The 15,860-nt window shown below is 42.4% G+C and carries 15 protein-coding genes; 6 read left to right on the forward strand and 9 right to left on the reverse strand.

Annotated features, from left to right (window positions below; all coding sequences use genetic code 11):
* The first annotated feature begins 2 nt into the window (after positions 1 to 2).
* The 3 genes from LZF95_RS04455 to LZF95_RS04465 are packed head-to-tail and all read left to right on the forward strand — an operon-like array spanning position 3 to position 885.
* Entirely contained in the window at positions 3 to 305 is a 303-nt protein-coding gene (locus LZF95_RS04455; RefSeq protein ID WP_233753791.1) for a hypothetical protein, read from the forward strand.
* Positions 306 to 338: 33 nt separating this feature from the next.
* Complete coding sequence (locus LZF95_RS04460) at positions 339 to 596, forward strand: helix-turn-helix domain-containing protein (protein ID WP_233753792.1); 258 nt, start codon at positions 339 to 341, stop codon at positions 594 to 596.
* Positions 597 to 606: 10 nt separating this feature from the next.
* Entirely contained in the window at positions 607 to 885 is a 279-nt protein-coding gene (locus tag LZF95_RS04465; protein ID WP_233753793.1) for a hypothetical protein, read from the forward strand.
* Positions 886 to 1,530: 645 nt separating this feature from the next.
* Here LZF95_RS04465 and LZF95_RS04470 read toward each other — a convergent pair.
* From LZF95_RS04470 to LZF95_RS04510, 9 genes are all read right to left on the reverse strand, one after another.
* Positions 1,531 to 2,016: a Dps family protein gene (locus LZF95_RS04470; protein ID WP_233753794.1), complete on the reverse strand. Its 486-nt coding sequence runs from the start codon at positions 2,014 to 2,016 to the stop codon at positions 1,531 to 1,533.
* A 283-nt stretch (positions 2,017 to 2,299) separates the two neighbouring features.
* Positions 2,300 to 3,241 carry a peroxiredoxin gene (locus LZF95_RS04475; RefSeq protein ID WP_233753795.1) on the reverse strand — a complete coding sequence of 314 codons (942 nt, stop codon included), beginning with the start codon at positions 3,239 to 3,241 and terminating at the stop codon, positions 2,300 to 2,302.
* Positions 3,242 to 3,430: 189 nt separating this feature from the next.
* The gene (locus LZF95_RS04480; protein ID WP_233753796.1) at positions 3,431 to 5,452 is read right to left on the reverse strand and encodes a thioredoxin family protein; all 2,022 of its coding nucleotides are present in this window, start codon (positions 5,450 to 5,452) and stop codon (positions 3,431 to 3,433) included.
* 151 nt (positions 5,453 to 5,603) lie between these two features.
* The gene (locus LZF95_RS04485) at positions 5,604 to 6,227 is read right to left on the reverse strand and encodes a TlpA disulfide reductase family protein (RefSeq protein WP_233753797.1); all 624 of its coding nucleotides are present in this window, start codon (positions 6,225 to 6,227) and stop codon (positions 5,604 to 5,606) included.
* Positions 6,228 to 6,254: 27 nt separating this feature from the next.
* Entirely contained in the window at positions 6,255 to 6,686 is a 432-nt protein-coding gene (locus LZF95_RS04490) for a sulfur reduction protein DsrE (RefSeq protein ID WP_233753798.1), read from the reverse strand.
* A 245-nt stretch (positions 6,687 to 6,931) separates the two neighbouring features.
* Positions 6,932 to 8,038, reverse strand: coding sequence for an efflux RND transporter periplasmic adaptor subunit (locus LZF95_RS04495; protein ID WP_233753799.1), 1,107 nt, complete (start codon positions 8,036 to 8,038; stop codon positions 6,932 to 6,934).
* Positions 8,039 to 8,050: 12 nt separating this feature from the next.
* On the reverse strand, positions 8,051 to 11,230 hold the full coding sequence (locus tag LZF95_RS04500; protein WP_233753800.1) for an efflux RND transporter permease subunit: 3,180 nt from the start codon (positions 11,228 to 11,230) through the stop codon (positions 8,051 to 8,053).
* A gap of 10 nt (positions 11,231 to 11,240) precedes the next feature.
* The gene (locus LZF95_RS04505) at positions 11,241 to 12,617 is read right to left on the reverse strand and encodes a TolC family protein (protein ID WP_233753801.1); all 1,377 of its coding nucleotides are present in this window, start codon (positions 12,615 to 12,617) and stop codon (positions 11,241 to 11,243) included.
* A 98-nt stretch (positions 12,618 to 12,715) separates the two neighbouring features.
* Entirely contained in the window at positions 12,716 to 13,141 is a 426-nt protein-coding gene (locus tag LZF95_RS04510; RefSeq protein WP_233753802.1) for a hypothetical protein, read from the reverse strand.
* Positions 13,142 to 13,410: 269 nt separating this feature from the next.
* Here LZF95_RS04510 and LZF95_RS04515 point away from each other — a divergent pair, with 269 nt between their 5' ends.
* The 3 genes from LZF95_RS04515 (at position 13,411) to LZF95_RS04525 (ending at position 15,688) form a co-directional block, all read left to right on the forward strand.
* Positions 13,411 to 14,610: an FAD/NAD(P)-binding oxidoreductase gene (locus tag LZF95_RS04515; RefSeq protein WP_233753803.1), complete on the forward strand. Its 1,200-nt coding sequence runs from the start codon at positions 13,411 to 13,413 to the stop codon at positions 14,608 to 14,610.
* 75 nt (positions 14,611 to 14,685) lie between these two features.
* Complete coding sequence (locus LZF95_RS04520; protein ID WP_233753804.1) at positions 14,686 to 15,249, forward strand: YeeE/YedE family protein; 564 nt, start codon at positions 14,686 to 14,688, stop codon at positions 15,247 to 15,249.
* 25 nt (positions 15,250 to 15,274) lie between these two features.
* Positions 15,275 to 15,688, forward strand: coding sequence for a YeeE/YedE family protein (locus LZF95_RS04525; RefSeq protein ID WP_233753805.1), 414 nt, complete (start codon positions 15,275 to 15,277; stop codon positions 15,686 to 15,688).
* Positions 15,689 to 15,860 lie beyond the last annotated feature (172 nt).

Consider the following 15,860-nt stretch of genomic DNA (forward strand, 5'->3'; position numbering starts at 1 on the left):
AGATGGAGCAGATAAAAAAAGCACTGGAGAACTTTATGGACGGGATTGATAAAGATCCAAGGATCAGTCTGTCCCATATAGGGCTGTTCTCCGTGCTACTCCATGTAAGGGAAGAATTTGATGGAAAAGAACCCTTTCCAATCAGGCGGGAAGAGCTAATGAAATCAGCCAAGATATCCAGCACTGCCACTTATTTTAAAATCATCCGTCAGCTCCACGAATACGGATATATCCACTACCTGCCTACTTTCAACCGGATGAGCCAAAGCAGGGTAAGCTTATCCTCCAAAGAGAATAATGACTAAAACAAAATCTAGAGAACCTGAAAATAAAAAACCATGGAAACCATCACCAAAGAAGACCTTGAAACACTACGCTTTCAGCTGTTTGCCGATCTGAAGGAACTTCTGGAAAAACAGGATCAACCCAAGGCTGAAAGCAAAGAATGGTTAAGAAGCAGGGATGTCAAAAAAATGCTGAGCATCTCCGATGCAGCCTTGCAGAACTTACGTATCCGGGGAGTAGTGCATCCTGTCAAAATCTCGGGACTTTATTACTACAAAACAGAAGAGCTGAAATCACTTTTTAAAAAATAAAAATTGATTTATGGAATCCCTAAGAATGGAATATTTAGTGGAAAGGATTGTAAAAGAACGTGGTCTGCAACCTAGCCGGACTTCTGTATTCTTAGCGATGCTCCAACTTTGGAAAGAACAAAAGCACCGTAACCCGTTTCAGATTTCCAGACGTAAAATCATGAAGCTTTCAGGGATCAAAAGCATTGTAACCTATCATACCTGCATCAGTGAATTAAAAGACCGGGGGCTTGTGGAATATCAGCCTTCGTACCATCCGAAATTGGGGAGTAAGGTGAGATTGAAGTAAAAAAAATAGAAAGATCAGTTTTAACAAATAATTGGTTTAAAACTAATAGCATATTCCATAAACTTTGTCAAACCGAAAAACCACTAATCCAAATAAGAAGGCACGCCAAATTTTAAACATTTTTTTAAACCCTTTACCTTTTTAACTATGCAATTCACACCTTCTTGTTAGCCACTGAGTCATTATGATCATCAAATCTCCCGAAACTGGTTAACACTTATAGTTTATATCGCTAAAGGCAAAGCTCAGAACTAAGTATTATTTTATAGCTGTCTCAGATCTACTCTAAGTCAACTGAAACACGAAACATCTTTTTGGATACTTACATAAGCACAAACACCATAGCCATATCTTCAAAAACATTATTATCTACTGACGCTGAGTTGAACTTTTAAGGGAATTTCTCCGGCTGCACTCACTTCATCCGTATAATTTTCCAGCGCTAAACCAGAAATGCTTTGCAAATTCTTATAAGTTTTTATAACTAACATTAGCTCATTCATATTTGATGATCTGATATATCGGTTAGTATATGAAAGGCGATTTCCAAGCAAATAACTTTCGGTTAATCACAAAGTTTGATAAGCTAAAAGCCTCGAATTCATTACTATTTAGCCTATTTTTTCACATTGTTACATCGTGGCTTTATTTCGCTTGTCTATTTAGAAATGAAGAATACATCCACACTAATTTTTCTTGTTCTCTGATATAATCACTCATTAGTGCATTTGTTCCCTCGTCATCAGCGTCTGAAGATATTGTAAGTAATTCTCGCTGAAGAACGATTGTTGTTTGAAAAGAAGCTAAAATGTCTCCTACAGCTTTTATTCCGTCACTAACTTGCACACTCTCCTTTATTTTTGAAGTAGTGCGATAGTCGGCATAATTATGCTTTGGCGTATGTCCTAAAGTCAAAATTCGCTCTGCAACTTCGTCTATTTTCAAAAGTAAGTCATTATACAACTCTTCAAATTTCAAATGTAGTTCAAAGAACTTCTCTCCTTTTATGTTCCAATGATAGCCACGGGTATTTTGGTAAAAGATGGAATAGTTTGCCAAGAGTTCATTCAGTTTTTCCGCTAAATGTTTTGCTTTATCCTTATCAAGTCCGATTAAGTTTGTATTGTCCATTTTACTATTTTTTAGTTTGTTTATTATGAGTAAAGTTATAATTGAGTTAGTTCATATTTTGTAACATAAATCACTACAAGTTGCAAAATTCCATTTTAAAAATCTGTCAGTCAATTTTATCCTACATTTTTGCCAGCTTGCAGTTAACTTACCTCTTTACACAACAGGAAAATGTAAGATAAAGTCGATAAGATTCATGGAATTGGCTGATCTAAAAAAACAAAAATCATTTCGCAACCTACTCTCAGAACTTGGGTTTAATTGAATTCATGCACTAAACTAATTATAAATTATTTTCCAGAAACTTCTGCAGTTGCGGTCCGCGAAGATTTTTTCCGACTATTTTGCCATTGGGATCGATCATAAAGGATGCGGGAATTGCGGTGATGTTATACAAACGGCCAACTTCACTATCCCACATTTTGAGATCCGATAATTGCGTCCAAACCAATTTATCATTTTTTATGGCCTTGAGCCATGCATCACGATCCTTGTCTAGGGATAAGCCTAAAACAGTAAAACCTTTGTCTTTAAACTTATGATATTGTTCGACAATGTTGGGATTCTCCTGGCGACAGGGAGCACACCAGGCAGCCCAGAAATCCAAAAGAACATAGTTCCCCCTAAAGTCTGAAAGACTAACCTCCTCTCCTTCTGGAGTTAATGAGCTAAAATCTGGTGCCTTTTGCCCGATACTTAAAGGTTTAATCTCTTTCATTTGGGTGGCAATAGACTGAACTTCCTGATTAAATTTAAACTTGCCCTGTATATCTTCCATATAGTTGATCATTTCTTGTTCGTAGCTCGTAGGATCGACGGAATATAAGGTCAGCATAGCGTAAAACCCCGCCAAATTATTCTCGTTTCTTCTGGAAAAGGGCAAAATCTGCTTTGAAAGCTCCCTCACAAAGAATACATTTTTTTCAATTAAATAATTTTGGATTTCGGGCGTGCCCTCACCGGCATTAATGCGCTCTTGTAATTCCACTTGTAGGCCGTTTTGTTGGGTGCGGAAAGTTTCAGTGATCGTGTGAAGCTCCTTCATTTTAACCGATGCATCCGACCCCCCCACCGTATAGTTACCTGGGTCATTAAGGTCGGCCCAAAACTCTATTTCTTCCCCGTTTTTTGCTATTAGCATATATTGCTGCTGCCCCACTTGCAGGGAGTATAAGGCTGAATGGGGTGAGCTACTTTCAAATTTAAATTTGCCTCCATTTTCCAATATGATGGATTGGCTGGCGGTTTCTCCCTCAAACAGCTTTATGCTTTTGATTTCCCCCGCATTTTCAATTTGACCATTTATAATAAATTTATCATCCTCTTTGGAGTCACAGGAAATAAGGAAGATCAGGGTGAATATTTTCGTAATTACCAATCCTATTTTCATAGTTCTATCACTTAATGTTATTTACTAGTTATATTTCTTTTTGTAAGCTTCTGTCCCGCTTTGTAAGAAACGTTCATATTCTTGTATGCTTAGATCAAAGGCTGTCGGCGGCACTAATGTTTTGCCATCTTCACCCACGATCACGTAATAAGGCTGTGAGTTGGTTCCGTATACGGAGGCCTGCATATCGCTCCATTTCTGACCTATCCGAGTAATTCTCTTTCCGCTGAACGATGAAACATATTTCTCTGATTCTTCAAGCTCTGTTTTGTCATCTACATATAGCGAAATCAACACATAATCTGACTTTAATTGATTGAGTACAGAAGGATCCGGCCAAACTGATGCTTCCATTTTACGGCAGTTCACACAACTCCATCCCGTAAAATCTATCAATGCCGGCTTGCCTACTTTTCTTGCATAATCAAGCCCTTCCTGATAATCGTAGAAAGCATTCAGGCCATGCGGGGCATGGAATAAATCAGCGTATTTTTTCCCGGATGATTGACTATCAATCTCACTGGTTGCATGACTCTCATAGGTAAGCTGGTTCAGATCGAAATCCTGCGTGGTCTGAGGGGGTAGCCATGCACTTATCCCTTTCAGAGGAGCCCCCCAAATGCCTGGTATCATATATATGGTAAAAGAAAATACCACCAGAGCAAAAAACAATCGGGGCATAGAAGTAATGTTTTCCTTATCTGCTTCCGAAAGTCTTAGCTTACCCAACAAATAGAACCCGAACAATGAGAATATTGAAATCCAGATTGCCAGGAAAATATCTCGGTCGAGTATTCCCCAATGATAGGCCAGATCAACGTTTGATAAAAACTTAAAGGCCAAGGCTAGCTCTAAGAAACCAAGTGACACCTTCACCGTGTTAAGCCAACCGCCAGATTTGGGCATCTCCTTTAAAAAAGAAGGAAAGAGCGCAAACAGGACAAACGGAATTGCCAATGCTACCGAAAAGCCCAACATGCCAAAAGCCGGCCCCATTAGGGAGCCCTTTGATACCGCATCAACCAGGAGAAAGCCGATGATTGGTCCTGTACAGGAAAAAGAAACCAAAGCCAATGTAAAGGCCATAAAAAAGATTCCGATTAGTCCACCCCGGTTTGATTTGGAATCTACCCTATTTACCAAACTCGAAGGCAGAGTTATTTCAAAGGCACCTAAGAAAGAAACCGCAAAGACTAAAATGATGAAAAAGAAAACCAAATTAAACAATGCACTGCTTGCTGCCTCGTTTAATGCTGAAGTACCGAAGACCATCGTGATTACGATCCCCAATACAACATAGATTACTATTATCGATATGCCATAGATAATGGCATTTACTATTCCTTTGGGTCGGCTCTTGCTTTGTTTAGTGAAAAAAGATACCGTGAGAGGTACCATTGGATAAATGCATGGCATAAGAAAGGCCGCAAAGCCTCCCATTAATCCAGCTATGAAAATTCCCCACAATGTTTCATTACCTGACTGATTAGCTGCAATAAGACCATCAGTTGACCATGACTCACCGCCAAAAGTCTCTTCCTCTTTATATTTTTCCTCCTTCCCTTCCATATCAGTGCTTCCAACACTACCGTTGGAAGCAAATGACACTTCAAAAGGGACCTCATCTGGTGGAAGGCAATTCGCATCATTACAGACCATGAATTCCACGGTACCTGCAATTTCAACATTGGGCTCAGTGAGTTTTACCTTTTGAGAGAATCTGACTTTTGATTTATGCCAGGCTATCTGCATGTCGAAATTTGGATCGAATGCTGTAATCGCCTCCGGACTCTCCTTGATGGTACCGCTCAAAAGGTAGCCTGTCCCTTCTTTAAATGTAAATTTCGTAGGTATAGGGCCGCCTTCTTCGATAAACTGCGAATAAATGTGCCATCCAGGTTTTAATTGGGCTGTTATTACTACAGTCGCTTCGTTTTTACTTATATCTTCAACGGTCGTCTCCCATTTAATAGGATCATAGATTTGAGCATTGGCATAGACTACCCGTATAACAACCAAAAAGAGTGTTACTAGTATTTTTTTCATTTTCATTCATTTATCAGCTCAATCAGAATGCTTATAAATCCTTTTCCAGACCTCACATTCCTTCATGTTCAAATTATTTGGTCCGCCGTAATCACCCTTTGTCGATTTGGGGAAATGATCCCAATAGGCATCCTATCCATTTCTCTAAAACTTATTTTAAACTTTGCAGAAATTCCTTAAATCCGGGATCGCTATAATCAGCCATTCCTTTATGTGTCCATGCCAAATTTCCAGCAGCATCAATAACATAAGTAGTAGGTATGGCATTGGATTCATACATGGCAGGCAGGTTGCTTGCCGGGGAGTAAATAGGCAGGTCATAGCCTTTTCGTTTATCAAATGCCTTTGCCTTGTCGAAATTCTGATCCAGAGAAAGCATGACAAAAGCTACCTCATCACCCATTTCTTCATGTAGTTTGTCGATAGTAGGCATTTCTGCTATACAGGGAGGACACCAGGTTGCCCACATATTCAGAAAGATGACTTTACCCTTAAATTTACTCAGAGAAACAGCCTTGCCCTCTTTATCGATCAGGTTGAAGTCAAAATCTGCCTGGGTAGGTTTTGGCTTCTGCATTTCATCTAAACTTTGGCCTTCAGTTTTGGCCATTTGTGCATATTGCTCTACATCGGGATCCATCAATCCTGTAGCCAGAAATCCACGCTGGGCAAAACCAATTACCTCTGCATGCAAACCTGTAGCATAAAGTGTGACTGCTACTGCGGCAACTACTCCATACTGAATCCACTTATTCGTTATTTCCTTATTTTTCATTTTTGATTTGATTTGATGTTAACTAGGTTAAAGACTCAGGCTTTTATAGCCTTTTTTCTGAAGCTGTAAGTTGTAGTGAATACCGTTCTCAACAACCGTTATTTCTTTGGGAACTTGTGTTCTATCAACCTTGAATTTAGTTAGTGAAAATCCGCAAGCTATGATCCTCACCCCCATTTTTTTAGCATTCTCAACATAACCACTTATTTTATCGGGATCTGTAAGATCCTCTACTCCCTTCCCACAAATGATTATTTGAAAATCACCAAAGTTCTTTCCTTCTTCCATTTTGAGAGTTTCAGCCGTTAAAATTATCGGCTCTAACTGTGGTATTTTTTGGGTTAGTACCACATAATTGTTTGTCCTGTTTGAATCTACCTGCTGTGCTTCCAGTCTGTTCAAACCAGAAAGCGAAAGCATAACCAAAAGAAGGATATTTATTAATATATTAGTTTTCATTATTTTTATTATCTGTTTTTTAGCCCCTCCCTGACCAGTCGGGTCAGCTTATTGAATCCCGCATCATGATCATCCTAGTGTAGCCGGAGTCATGTCCGCCTCAGGCAGACTCGAATTCATGTTGTCAAAATTTTTCTAATTAATTGATAAGTTTACTGTTCGATCTAGTTGGGGTAGCGAATACACCCGTCAGCGTAGTATCCTGACTTTTTACAATGCGAAAATCAATGTTTGATCAATCCCCACTAATTGGAGGCGGTGAGTTTTCCCTCTTTAAGTTCTTCAGATGGTCTGATCAATACTGAATCCCGTTGATCCAATTCTCCAAAAACTTCTATCAGACTGTCCAATCTTATTCCCTCTCCTACTGAAACCCGCTTGAGGGTATTGTTATTGAGCGTCATGATAAACGTTCCTGACTGGGCGTTGACTATACTGTTTGGAGCAACCCAAAAAGAGGAATCTCCTCTGTGCAGGTTAAGATTCACCTGGGCATATTCACCGCCCTTGAGCACATCATCTTTGTTCTCCACATCAAACTCTAATGTGATTGCTCTGGTCTGCTGACTCAACATACCGGATGACCGGGAGAGTTTTGCCTCAAAGCTCTTTCCCGGTAGTGAACTAACCTTGAAATCTGCTTTTAGCTCTTTGGAAACAGCTGAAGCATGTTTTTCGGGAATAGCTACAATCAAACGCAACTTATCGGTCTGGGCTATCGTGAACAGAGAGGTCTGATTGCCAGGTCCCACCAAGGCTCCCAGGGATAAGTTACGCTGGGTGATCACCCCATCAAAGGGAGCTGTAATTTTCAAGTATTGTCTTAACTGGGAACTTTGAGCCGTACCCGCTTGGGAAGATTCAAAGGCAGATTTAGCACTCATCATCAGACTCTTGGCACGGTCAAGCTCTAACTGGGCTACTGCTCCATTGGTGTTAGAAGCATCAAGCAGTCTTTCATATGCCTGAGCTAAAAAGAGGTAATCACTTTCCATCTTGGACTGGGTGGATTGATCAGAAAGATATTTTTGATCCACCTCAGGGGCCACAAGTTCTGCCAGAAGCTGACCCTTACGAACTATATCACCTCGTTCTACATAGATTTTCTCCAAAAACCCATTAATCTTTGCATAAAGCTCTACCTCTTCATAAGGTGCCAGTTCACCCGGTAGGGAAAGTGAATACTCAGGATTGAGATAGTGGATTTTTTCTGCTTTTGGGATTAAACTCTGTTTTTGGATTGGTTTCCCATCACCCGTCTTTTCTGAATGTTGGGAGTCGCAGGCAGTAATAAATGCAGTAAATAAAATCCCCAAGCCTATATTTCTAATGTACTTTTGCTGTGTTTTCATGATTTTAACTTTTTAATAAGTTGATTTTTGTGCACTGATTTTAAAAAAGCGGTTCTCTTCATCGTCCGGATCCATCGAGGAACTGTCCGTAGAAGACCCTGCCATTACTGAAGCAAAAAAGTGGGGCAACAGTAACAAAACGGTAACAGTAGAAGCCAGCAGCCCTCCGATCACTGCCCTGCCAAGAGGGGCAATCTGCTCGGCTCCGTCTCCTATCCCCATTGCCATGGGAAGCATTCCGGCAAGCATAGCCGCTGCGGTCATCAATACGGGTCTCAGACGGGAAGTTCCTGCAAACCTACCTGCATGGGTAGATTCCAGGCCTGCATGTTTTCTGTAAAACTCAGCCTGATTGACCAATAAAACAGCATTGGAAACCGACACTCCTATGGACATGATAATGCCCATGTAGGACTGTAGATTCAGTGTACTTCCGGTCAGGTAAAGCATCAACAGACTGCCTGCCAAAACTGAAGGAACCACCAAGAGAATCACAAAAGGGACTTTGAAAGATTGATAATAGGCCGAAAGCATTAAAAATATTGCTATCACAGCAACACCCAGCCCCGCAATCAGACTGCTCATGGTATCATCCAGAAGCTGTAATGTTCCTTCGGTCCAGATCGCAGTACCTTTAGGTGGAGTCCCAGCTTCTTTGATGGCCTCTTTCACAGCTTTTGATGCAGTACCAAGGTCCATTTCATGGATATTTGCGATCAATGTAACATAACGGTTAGGCCCTTTTCTGTTGACCTGAGCGGCAGACTTGACCCGCTTTATGGTGGCCACATCCTCCAGAACCGGCCTTAGACTTCCTTTTTTAAGCGGAATTGAACGGAGCATTTCCTCAGATGCCATAATCTCCTCTGGAATCTGGACCTGGGATTGGAACACCAGCCCTGACCGCGGGTCAATCCACAGATTCTTATCTGTATACCGGGTAGAGGAGGTAGCAGTAACCAAACTTCGGGTCACATCCTGCATGCTCATGCCAAACAGGGCAACGCGCTCCCGGTCCACATCAATCTGCAGGGTGGGGTAATCCAGAGGCTCTGCCATTCTCACATCTCTCAGGTAAGGAATTTTCTTCATATTGGCTTCAATTTTACCCGCGTGGGCTGCCGCAGTAGCCAACTGTGAAGCCCCTACTTTCACTTCAATCGGTGTCATGGCCCCTTGCCCCATAATCTTTTCTGTCAGTTCCATGGGCTCAAAATTCATCATTGCTTCCGGGTGTTTCTGTGCCACCACAGTCCTGATGCGTTCCTTCAACTCTTCCATCGAGCCCTCATAGTATTCTTGATCAACTGAAACCTGGAGCACTGCTTCATGGGAAGCATTGGTGAATAAAAAGATCGGATTAATAGGTGTTGCTGCGGGATGCATTCCTACAAATGCAGATGTGATCGCCAGCCCATTCTCCGGCAGCTCATCCCTGATGTCTGCTATCACATCCTTTACCAACTTCTCGGTAATCTCCAACCGGCTTCCCTGAGGGGCTTCTAATCTGATCTGAAAATCACTGCTATTGGATACAGGCATCACGTCAGTCCCCACTGCATTCAATAAAACGAACACCATCCCCCCAGCTACCAGAAAATAAGATGCGAAAAGCAATAAAGAATTCCCGGACCATTTTCTCAACAAGAAAGTGTATCTGGTTTTAAACTTTGAGAAGAAACTTTTTGGACCCCGTCCGGAGGTCTGGTGCTTCTTAAATCCTTTCATCAGCCAATTTGCCAGAATGGGCACAACAGTTTGGGAAGCAACAAAAGATGCAATCATGGCAAAAGCCACTGCAACCGATAAGGGCAGGAACATGTCCTTTGGTATCCCTGTCATGATGACCGCCGGGGTAAGGACAGCCAGAATACAGAGCAGGATCAAGAGCTTGGGAACTGAGATTTCAAGTAGGGCATCCAATATAGCCCGTTGTTTTTGTTTCCCGAGCTCCAGGTGCTGATGGATATTCTCAATAGTGACGGTGGCCTCATCCACCAGGATACCGATGGATAGCGCCAGTCCGCTCAGCGTCATGATGTTGATGGTATATCCGAATAGATAAAGTCCGCTTACTGCCGTCAATATGGCAATAGGAATAGTGAGCACCACGATGAGGGCGCCCTTCGGATCACCGAGAAACAACAGAATCATCAGACCTGTAAACAAGGCTCCCAAAATCCCTTCATGGATCAGATTAGAAAGTGAGCGCTCGATGTATTTGGACTGGTCAAATTCGTAACGTATCTGAACATCCTCCGGTAGCAATTCTTTCAATGTAGGAAGTGCAGCCCGAAGGTTCTCTACGGCATCCAGCGTTGAGGCGTCGGACTTCTTGATCACCGGAAGGTAAACGGACCGTTTCCCATTTACAAGCGCATATCCCACCGTCTGGTCAGCAGCGTCTTTTACCTGTGCCACATCCCTTACAAACAGCATGCGTCCGTCAACATTCTTGATCGGTATATTCAGAAATTCTTCTGGGTCCTTTGCAATAGAGTTGATGGGAGCCATCAGGTTTTCATCACCGATCCGAATATTTCCTGCGGGTGATGGGTGGCTGTTTTTTGCGATTGCCAAAGTTACTTCCTCCGCACTCAATCCGTTTGACTGCAACGCTTTCGGGTCAATACTGACCACAATAGACCGGATATTTCCACCAAAAGGAGCCGGGGCGGTGATTCCGGGAATAGTCGCAAACATGGGTCGGATTTTGGTGAGGACCATCGTCTGAAGCTCAGTAATAGAACGCTCGGGACTCTCAAAGACCAATTGGCCGACCGGCAGGGAATTGCCGTCAAAGCGGACCACCATCGGTGGCACTGCGCCTGGGGGCAAGAAACCCATGGCTCTGGAAACCTGGGTTGACACCTCCCCTGCTGCCTGAGCCATATCTGTGCCTGGGTAGAATGTTAATTTCATCAGACTCAGCCCCTGCACACTCTTAAAATCAATATTCTGAACCCCACTGACAAAGAGCAATACCTTTTGGAATTCATTGGCCATAAAGCCATCCATATATGCCGGAGACAATCCTCCATAAGGCATGGCTATATACATTGCCGGCAGTTCCACTTCAGGGAATATGTCAACTTTTATATTTTTGATTGCATTAAAAGAGAAAGCGGCAATAGCCAGTACCACTACTATGATGGCAATCGGCCTTCTCAGCGCAAAGCGTATTATATTCATCGGATATATTTTAGAGATTGTCAAACAAAAACCCAAAGTCTGCGGTAAGCTCTGCTTCTCCGGCCACCTGCAGCCAATAGTCGCGGGAAGCGTCCACATGATCCGCCTCTGCCTGCTGGAGATAAACCTGAATCTGTAGCAATTCCGTCAGGGAGATAAGACCACTTCTGTAGCGGGCCATGTACATTTCATAAGCTTCTCCGGCCTGCTTTACCGCTTGCTGAGTCTTTTTCAGCTGTTTTCTTTGCTCTGTCAGAAAGCTTCTGGCAGCTGACAGATCCTTCACCATAGCCTGTACCTGTTGCTTTTGTCGGTGAATGGAATGCTCCGAATCCATCAGCATCGCATCTGCCTTCAGCTTATTGGTCCGGAGACCGGTAATATTCCAGGTTACTCCAGCGCCGATTAATAGATTATTGGTGGAATTCGAAAAACCATCCTCCCAGTTTCCGCTCACATAACCATTCGCTCCGATCCCCGTGCCCCGATAAGCATATCCTCCAAGGAGTTTTAGCGAAGGCAGCGCATTCTTTTTCAGCACTGAGCTTTGCAGTTTGTAATAGTCGGACTTCAGGGTAAAGTATTCGATAAACGGGTGTGCAGAATCTATCTGCCGGTAGCCAGCTGCACTGTCCGGACCGAGTCTCAAAAATTTTACTACAGCATTAGTGAAATCAATTTCCTGTATGCCATGTAATTCTTCCAGCTTTTGGATTGAGGAATTCGTACTCCCCTGCCAATAATCCCTCCCTGCCAGCGCCTGGAGATAGGTAGCATGCGCCAATAAACTGTCTGCAGATGGGCTCAGGCCACTTTTGGAAAGCCCTGCTGCAGTCTGGTAGATATCTTTCAGGCGGGTTGCATTCTTCTCTGCCCATCCCAGTTTTGAATCTGCATAAAGCACCGCTACAAACCGTTGGGTCAATTCTTTTTTCAGCTGGATCAGGTACCCTTCCTTTTCTGTGTAGACTTGGGTTGTCAGTGTTTTAGCTGCATGATTTTCAGCCTTTTGTCTTCCAAACGAAAATACCTCAAACTCTAAGGTAGCTGAACCAAACGTATTGGCGGCTGATGATGAGCCCTGCGAAAGAGCCGGATTGCCGCTAACATTGAAAAAACCGGGCTGTGGAAAAAAGCCTCCATTATTCCCTTCAAAGGTTCCATAGGTATTCTGAAATTGGATGTTGGCCTCGGGTAGAGCTTTGCTCTTTACTGCTTTTTGGTTGAATTCTGCTGACTGTATTGCTGATTGCTTTGCCTGGATACCAGGGTAGTTTTTCTCTACTTCTAACCACAATTCACCCAAGGTATAGGATTTTTGTTGGCCCTGCACAGAATGCGCTGCCAGCGTCAGCCCAAATAAGGCAGACAATACTAGTTTTAACATGTTGATATAAAATTCTTTGCCCAGAAACCCGGGCATCTACTTAGTTAATTGAAATGTATAGTTGAAAGAATCCCGATATCGGGACTAAGTAGTAAAGCCTAAATAAGTAGACTTTCGTGCTGGATAAAAATAGGGGTTGGAAAGTGTCTCCGGGAAGTATCTCCATATAAAGGATGTGGCGGAGCTGTGGAGACCGGATCAAAAAGAAAGAGTACATGGATAGCCGAAGTTAATAAAACCGCAAGCGCAGGCGCAGGGAATTTCACTTCCGGGGTTTGGACCATTAACTCCTCTTCGGCTTGCTGCTGTACACAGTCAGCGCCATGGGTAATCAAAAATGTGTGGTTATTCTTTCGGAAATCTTCTGTTTTGGCAGTTTCACGCTGAACTCCCAGAAATTCTTTAACACCTGCTTTGACCCCACAGGACGATAAAAGAATAAAAAATACAGCCACTATTCCCAAAAAGGAACGCCACCCGTTCTTTCTGATTTCACTGCTGTCCTGATTAGTTATCACTCCCAATATATCCTAGTGTTGTAGGGCAATAGGTATTGCTAATTGCCCATTTTAACGTATAGTTTGAAATAAACGGGACAATCAAAATAAGGTTCAAAAAACTATTAAATGGATTTTTATTGTCTAGGAGAAAACTCAAGTACACTTAGAATTTACCGCACTTCAGCTGAATGTACATTGATGACATTCAATCATAAGAAATTCTTTATGTAATAAATGTCACCAACATTCACCAGAAATTTATTGATTTTTAGGAAAACGTAAAATTTAATAACATGGAAACCCATTATCAACTTATCATAATCGGTGCAGGGACTGCTGGAATAATGACCGCTGCCCAACTTCGAAAAAAAGACAAAACGCTAAAGATCGCCTTGCTGGATCCATCAGAATTTCATTATTACCAGCCTGCATGGACATTGGTAGGTGCGGGAACCTATGACTATAAACAGACCAGAAGAACTACCCAAAGTGTTATCCCTAAAGGTGTCCAATGGATTAAAGATAAAGTCAGTGAAATACACCCGGAACAAAACCAGCTGACTACAGAATCAGATAAGACATTTTCCTATGATTACTTAATTGTAGCCCCTGGGCTGGTGTATGATCTCAGCATGGTAGAGGGATTAGAAAGATCGCTGGAAGCAGGAATAGTATGCAGTAACTACATCAATCCGGATTATACCTGGGAATGCCTTCAGAAATTCAAAGGGGGGAAAGCGCTCTTTATCCTTCCAAATACGCCCATAAAATGTGGCGGTGCTCCCCAAAAGATCATGTATTTGGCAGCTGATTACTTTAGAAAAAAGGGAATATCAAGTAGCACACAGATCACATATGCTTACCCGGGCGGGGTAATCTTTGGGGTAAAAGAAATTGCCCAAACTCTGCTCGAGGTGGTTAACCGCTATAAAATACGTCTTGAACCGCTTCACTTCTTATACAAGATAGACCCTGATAAAAGAATTGCATTTTTCAGGAAGGGAGAGGACACCGTGGAGATGCCCTTTGATTTTCTCCATCTGGCGCCCCCACAGACAGCACCTCCATTTATCAAAAACTCTACATTGTCCAATGAAGCTGGCTGGCTGGATGTGGACATCCATAGCATGCAGCATCGTCAATATGCCAATATCTTTGGACTCGGTGACGTGGCAGGTTTACCTACCGCGAAAACCGGGGCGGCTATCCGAAAGCAAGCCCCTATCGTAGTGGACAATATCCTTAAATTGATCAAAGGATCAGAAGCTGACAATAAATCCTATACAGGTTACTCTTCCTGCCCTTTGGTAACCGGTTATGGTAAAATGGTTTTGGCTGAATTCAATTATAAAAATGAATTCACCCCCGATCCCCAACTTAAAAAAATGCTAATCTCCGACAGTTCGAAGGAACACTGGAGACTTTGGCTGTTAAAGAAATATATGCTGCCCTATTTGTACTGGAACAAAATGCTAAAAGGAAAAGCAGTCTAGCTTGTGTGACTTATGTGACATTCTTAAAAAATGGAAATATGCACCTTTGCACGGATACAAAAAACAGATTAATCAATGAATTGGATTTTAGAACCCTGGCCCTGGTACATTTCTGGCCCTCTGATTGCGCTTACCATGTTTACCCTGCTCTATGTAGGAAAAAACTTTGGAATGTCTTCCAACCTACGCACAATGTGCACCCTATGCGGGGCAGAAAAAACTTCGGACTTCTTCCGGATTGATTGGAAATCCCAAAAATGGAATCTATTAGTGATGGTAGGGGCAGTTATCGGTGGGTTTATTGCTTCCCAATACTTATCAAATAACCAAATTCCTGACATCAACCCTGACACCATAACTCAGCTTCATGACTTAGGGTTTTCCAGTGCCGGGACTAGTTATGTACCAGATGAGCTATATGGAAATCAAGCCTTCCAAAGCCCAAAAACACTCATTATTCTCCTTTTAGGGGGACTGTTGGTAGGATTCGGTGCTCGATATGCAGGAGGTTGTACTTCTGGCCATTCCATCTCAGGGATAAGCAACCTGCAGCTCCCTTCTATGATTGCTACAATAGGTTTTTTCATAGGTGGACTGATCATGATTCACCTGCTATTTCCACTCTTATTTAATCAGTAATATCCTCTTTTTCACTTAAACTTCTATGAAAAATATAGTATACCTGATTATCGGGACAGTGTTTGGTATCATCATGTACAAATCGGAAGCCGCTTCCTGGTTTCGGATTTATGAAATGTTCAGCTTCCAGTCTTTCCATATGTATGGATTGATGGGCTCTGCCCTTGTTGTGGGGATAGGTGTGGTACAATGGATCAAAAGAAAAAGACTCAAAAATATGTATGGGGAAGAGATCATCATACCCGACAAGGAAAAAAGTCTTGCAAGGTATCTCATAGGAGGAATCCTGTTTGGACTTGGTTGGGCACTAGCCGGAGCATGCCCGGGTCCCATGTTTGTATTAACGGGTGCAGGCTTCTTTCCGATTCTGGTTGTCATCTTCGGTTCTTTGCTGGGAACCTGGCTATACGGTTTGGTCAGGGACAGACTCCCCCATTAAATCACATGGATTTTGATGCGTCATCAGTTAAGAAACTCTTATAAAATTCTTAGACCAGCAAACAGCGTTATCACAGAAGAAAAGCATGATCAGTTTTATAGCTCAGCGAGCGTCGAACTACTATCGGTTAAAATCATTGGAAAACAAGCTAATCCATCCCTTGACAATCATA

This window comes from Algoriphagus sp. AGSA1 (assembly GCF_021390545.1).
GTDB lineage: Bacteria > Bacteroidota > Bacteroidia > Cytophagales > Cyclobacteriaceae > Algoriphagus.

What these genes read in the sequence shown, in the direction of transcription:
- LZF95_RS04485 (WP_233753797.1), bottom strand. Translation starts at nt 6,227, where the DNA reads ATGAAAAATAAGGAAATAACGAATAAGTGGATTCAGTATGGAGTAGTT.
- LZF95_RS04470 (WP_233753794.1), bottom strand. Translation starts at nt 2,016, where the DNA reads ATGGACAATACAAACTTAATCGGACTTGATAAGGATAAAGCAAAACAT.
- LZF95_RS04495 (WP_233753799.1), bottom strand. Translation starts at nt 8,038, where the DNA reads ATGAAAACACAGCAAAAGTACATTAGAAATATAGGCTTGGGGATTTTA.
- LZF95_RS04520 (WP_233753804.1), top strand. Translation starts at nt 14,686, where the DNA reads ATGAATTGGATTTTAGAACCCTGGCCCTGGTACATTTCTGGCCCTCTG.
- LZF95_RS04490 (WP_233753798.1), bottom strand. Translation starts at nt 6,686, where the DNA reads ATGAAAACTAATATATTAATAAATATCCTTCTTTTGGTTATGCTTTCG.
- LZF95_RS04505 (WP_233753801.1), bottom strand. Translation starts at nt 12,617, where the DNA reads ATGTTAAAACTAGTATTGTCTGCCTTATTTGGGCTGACGCTGGCAGCG.
- LZF95_RS04500 (WP_233753800.1), bottom strand. Translation starts at nt 11,230, where the DNA reads ATGAATATAATACGCTTTGCGCTGAGAAGGCCGATTGCCATCATAGTA.
- LZF95_RS04460 (WP_233753792.1), top strand. Translation starts at nt 339, where the DNA reads ATGGAAACCATCACCAAAGAAGACCTTGAAACACTACGCTTTCAGCTG.
- LZF95_RS04465 (WP_233753793.1), top strand. Translation starts at nt 607, where the DNA reads ATGGAATCCCTAAGAATGGAATATTTAGTGGAAAGGATTGTAAAAGAA.
- LZF95_RS04515 (WP_233753803.1), top strand. Translation starts at nt 13,411, where the DNA reads ATGGAAACCCATTATCAACTTATCATAATCGGTGCAGGGACTGCTGGA.
- LZF95_RS04455 (WP_233753791.1), top strand. Translation starts at nt 3, where the DNA reads ATGGAGCAGATAAAAAAAGCACTGGAGAACTTTATGGACGGGATTGAT.
- LZF95_RS04525 (WP_233753805.1), top strand. Translation starts at nt 15,275, where the DNA reads ATGAAAAATATAGTATACCTGATTATCGGGACAGTGTTTGGTATCATC.
- LZF95_RS04480 (WP_233753796.1), bottom strand. Translation starts at nt 5,452, where the DNA reads ATGAAAAAAATACTAGTAACACTCTTTTTGGTTGTTATACGGGTAGTC.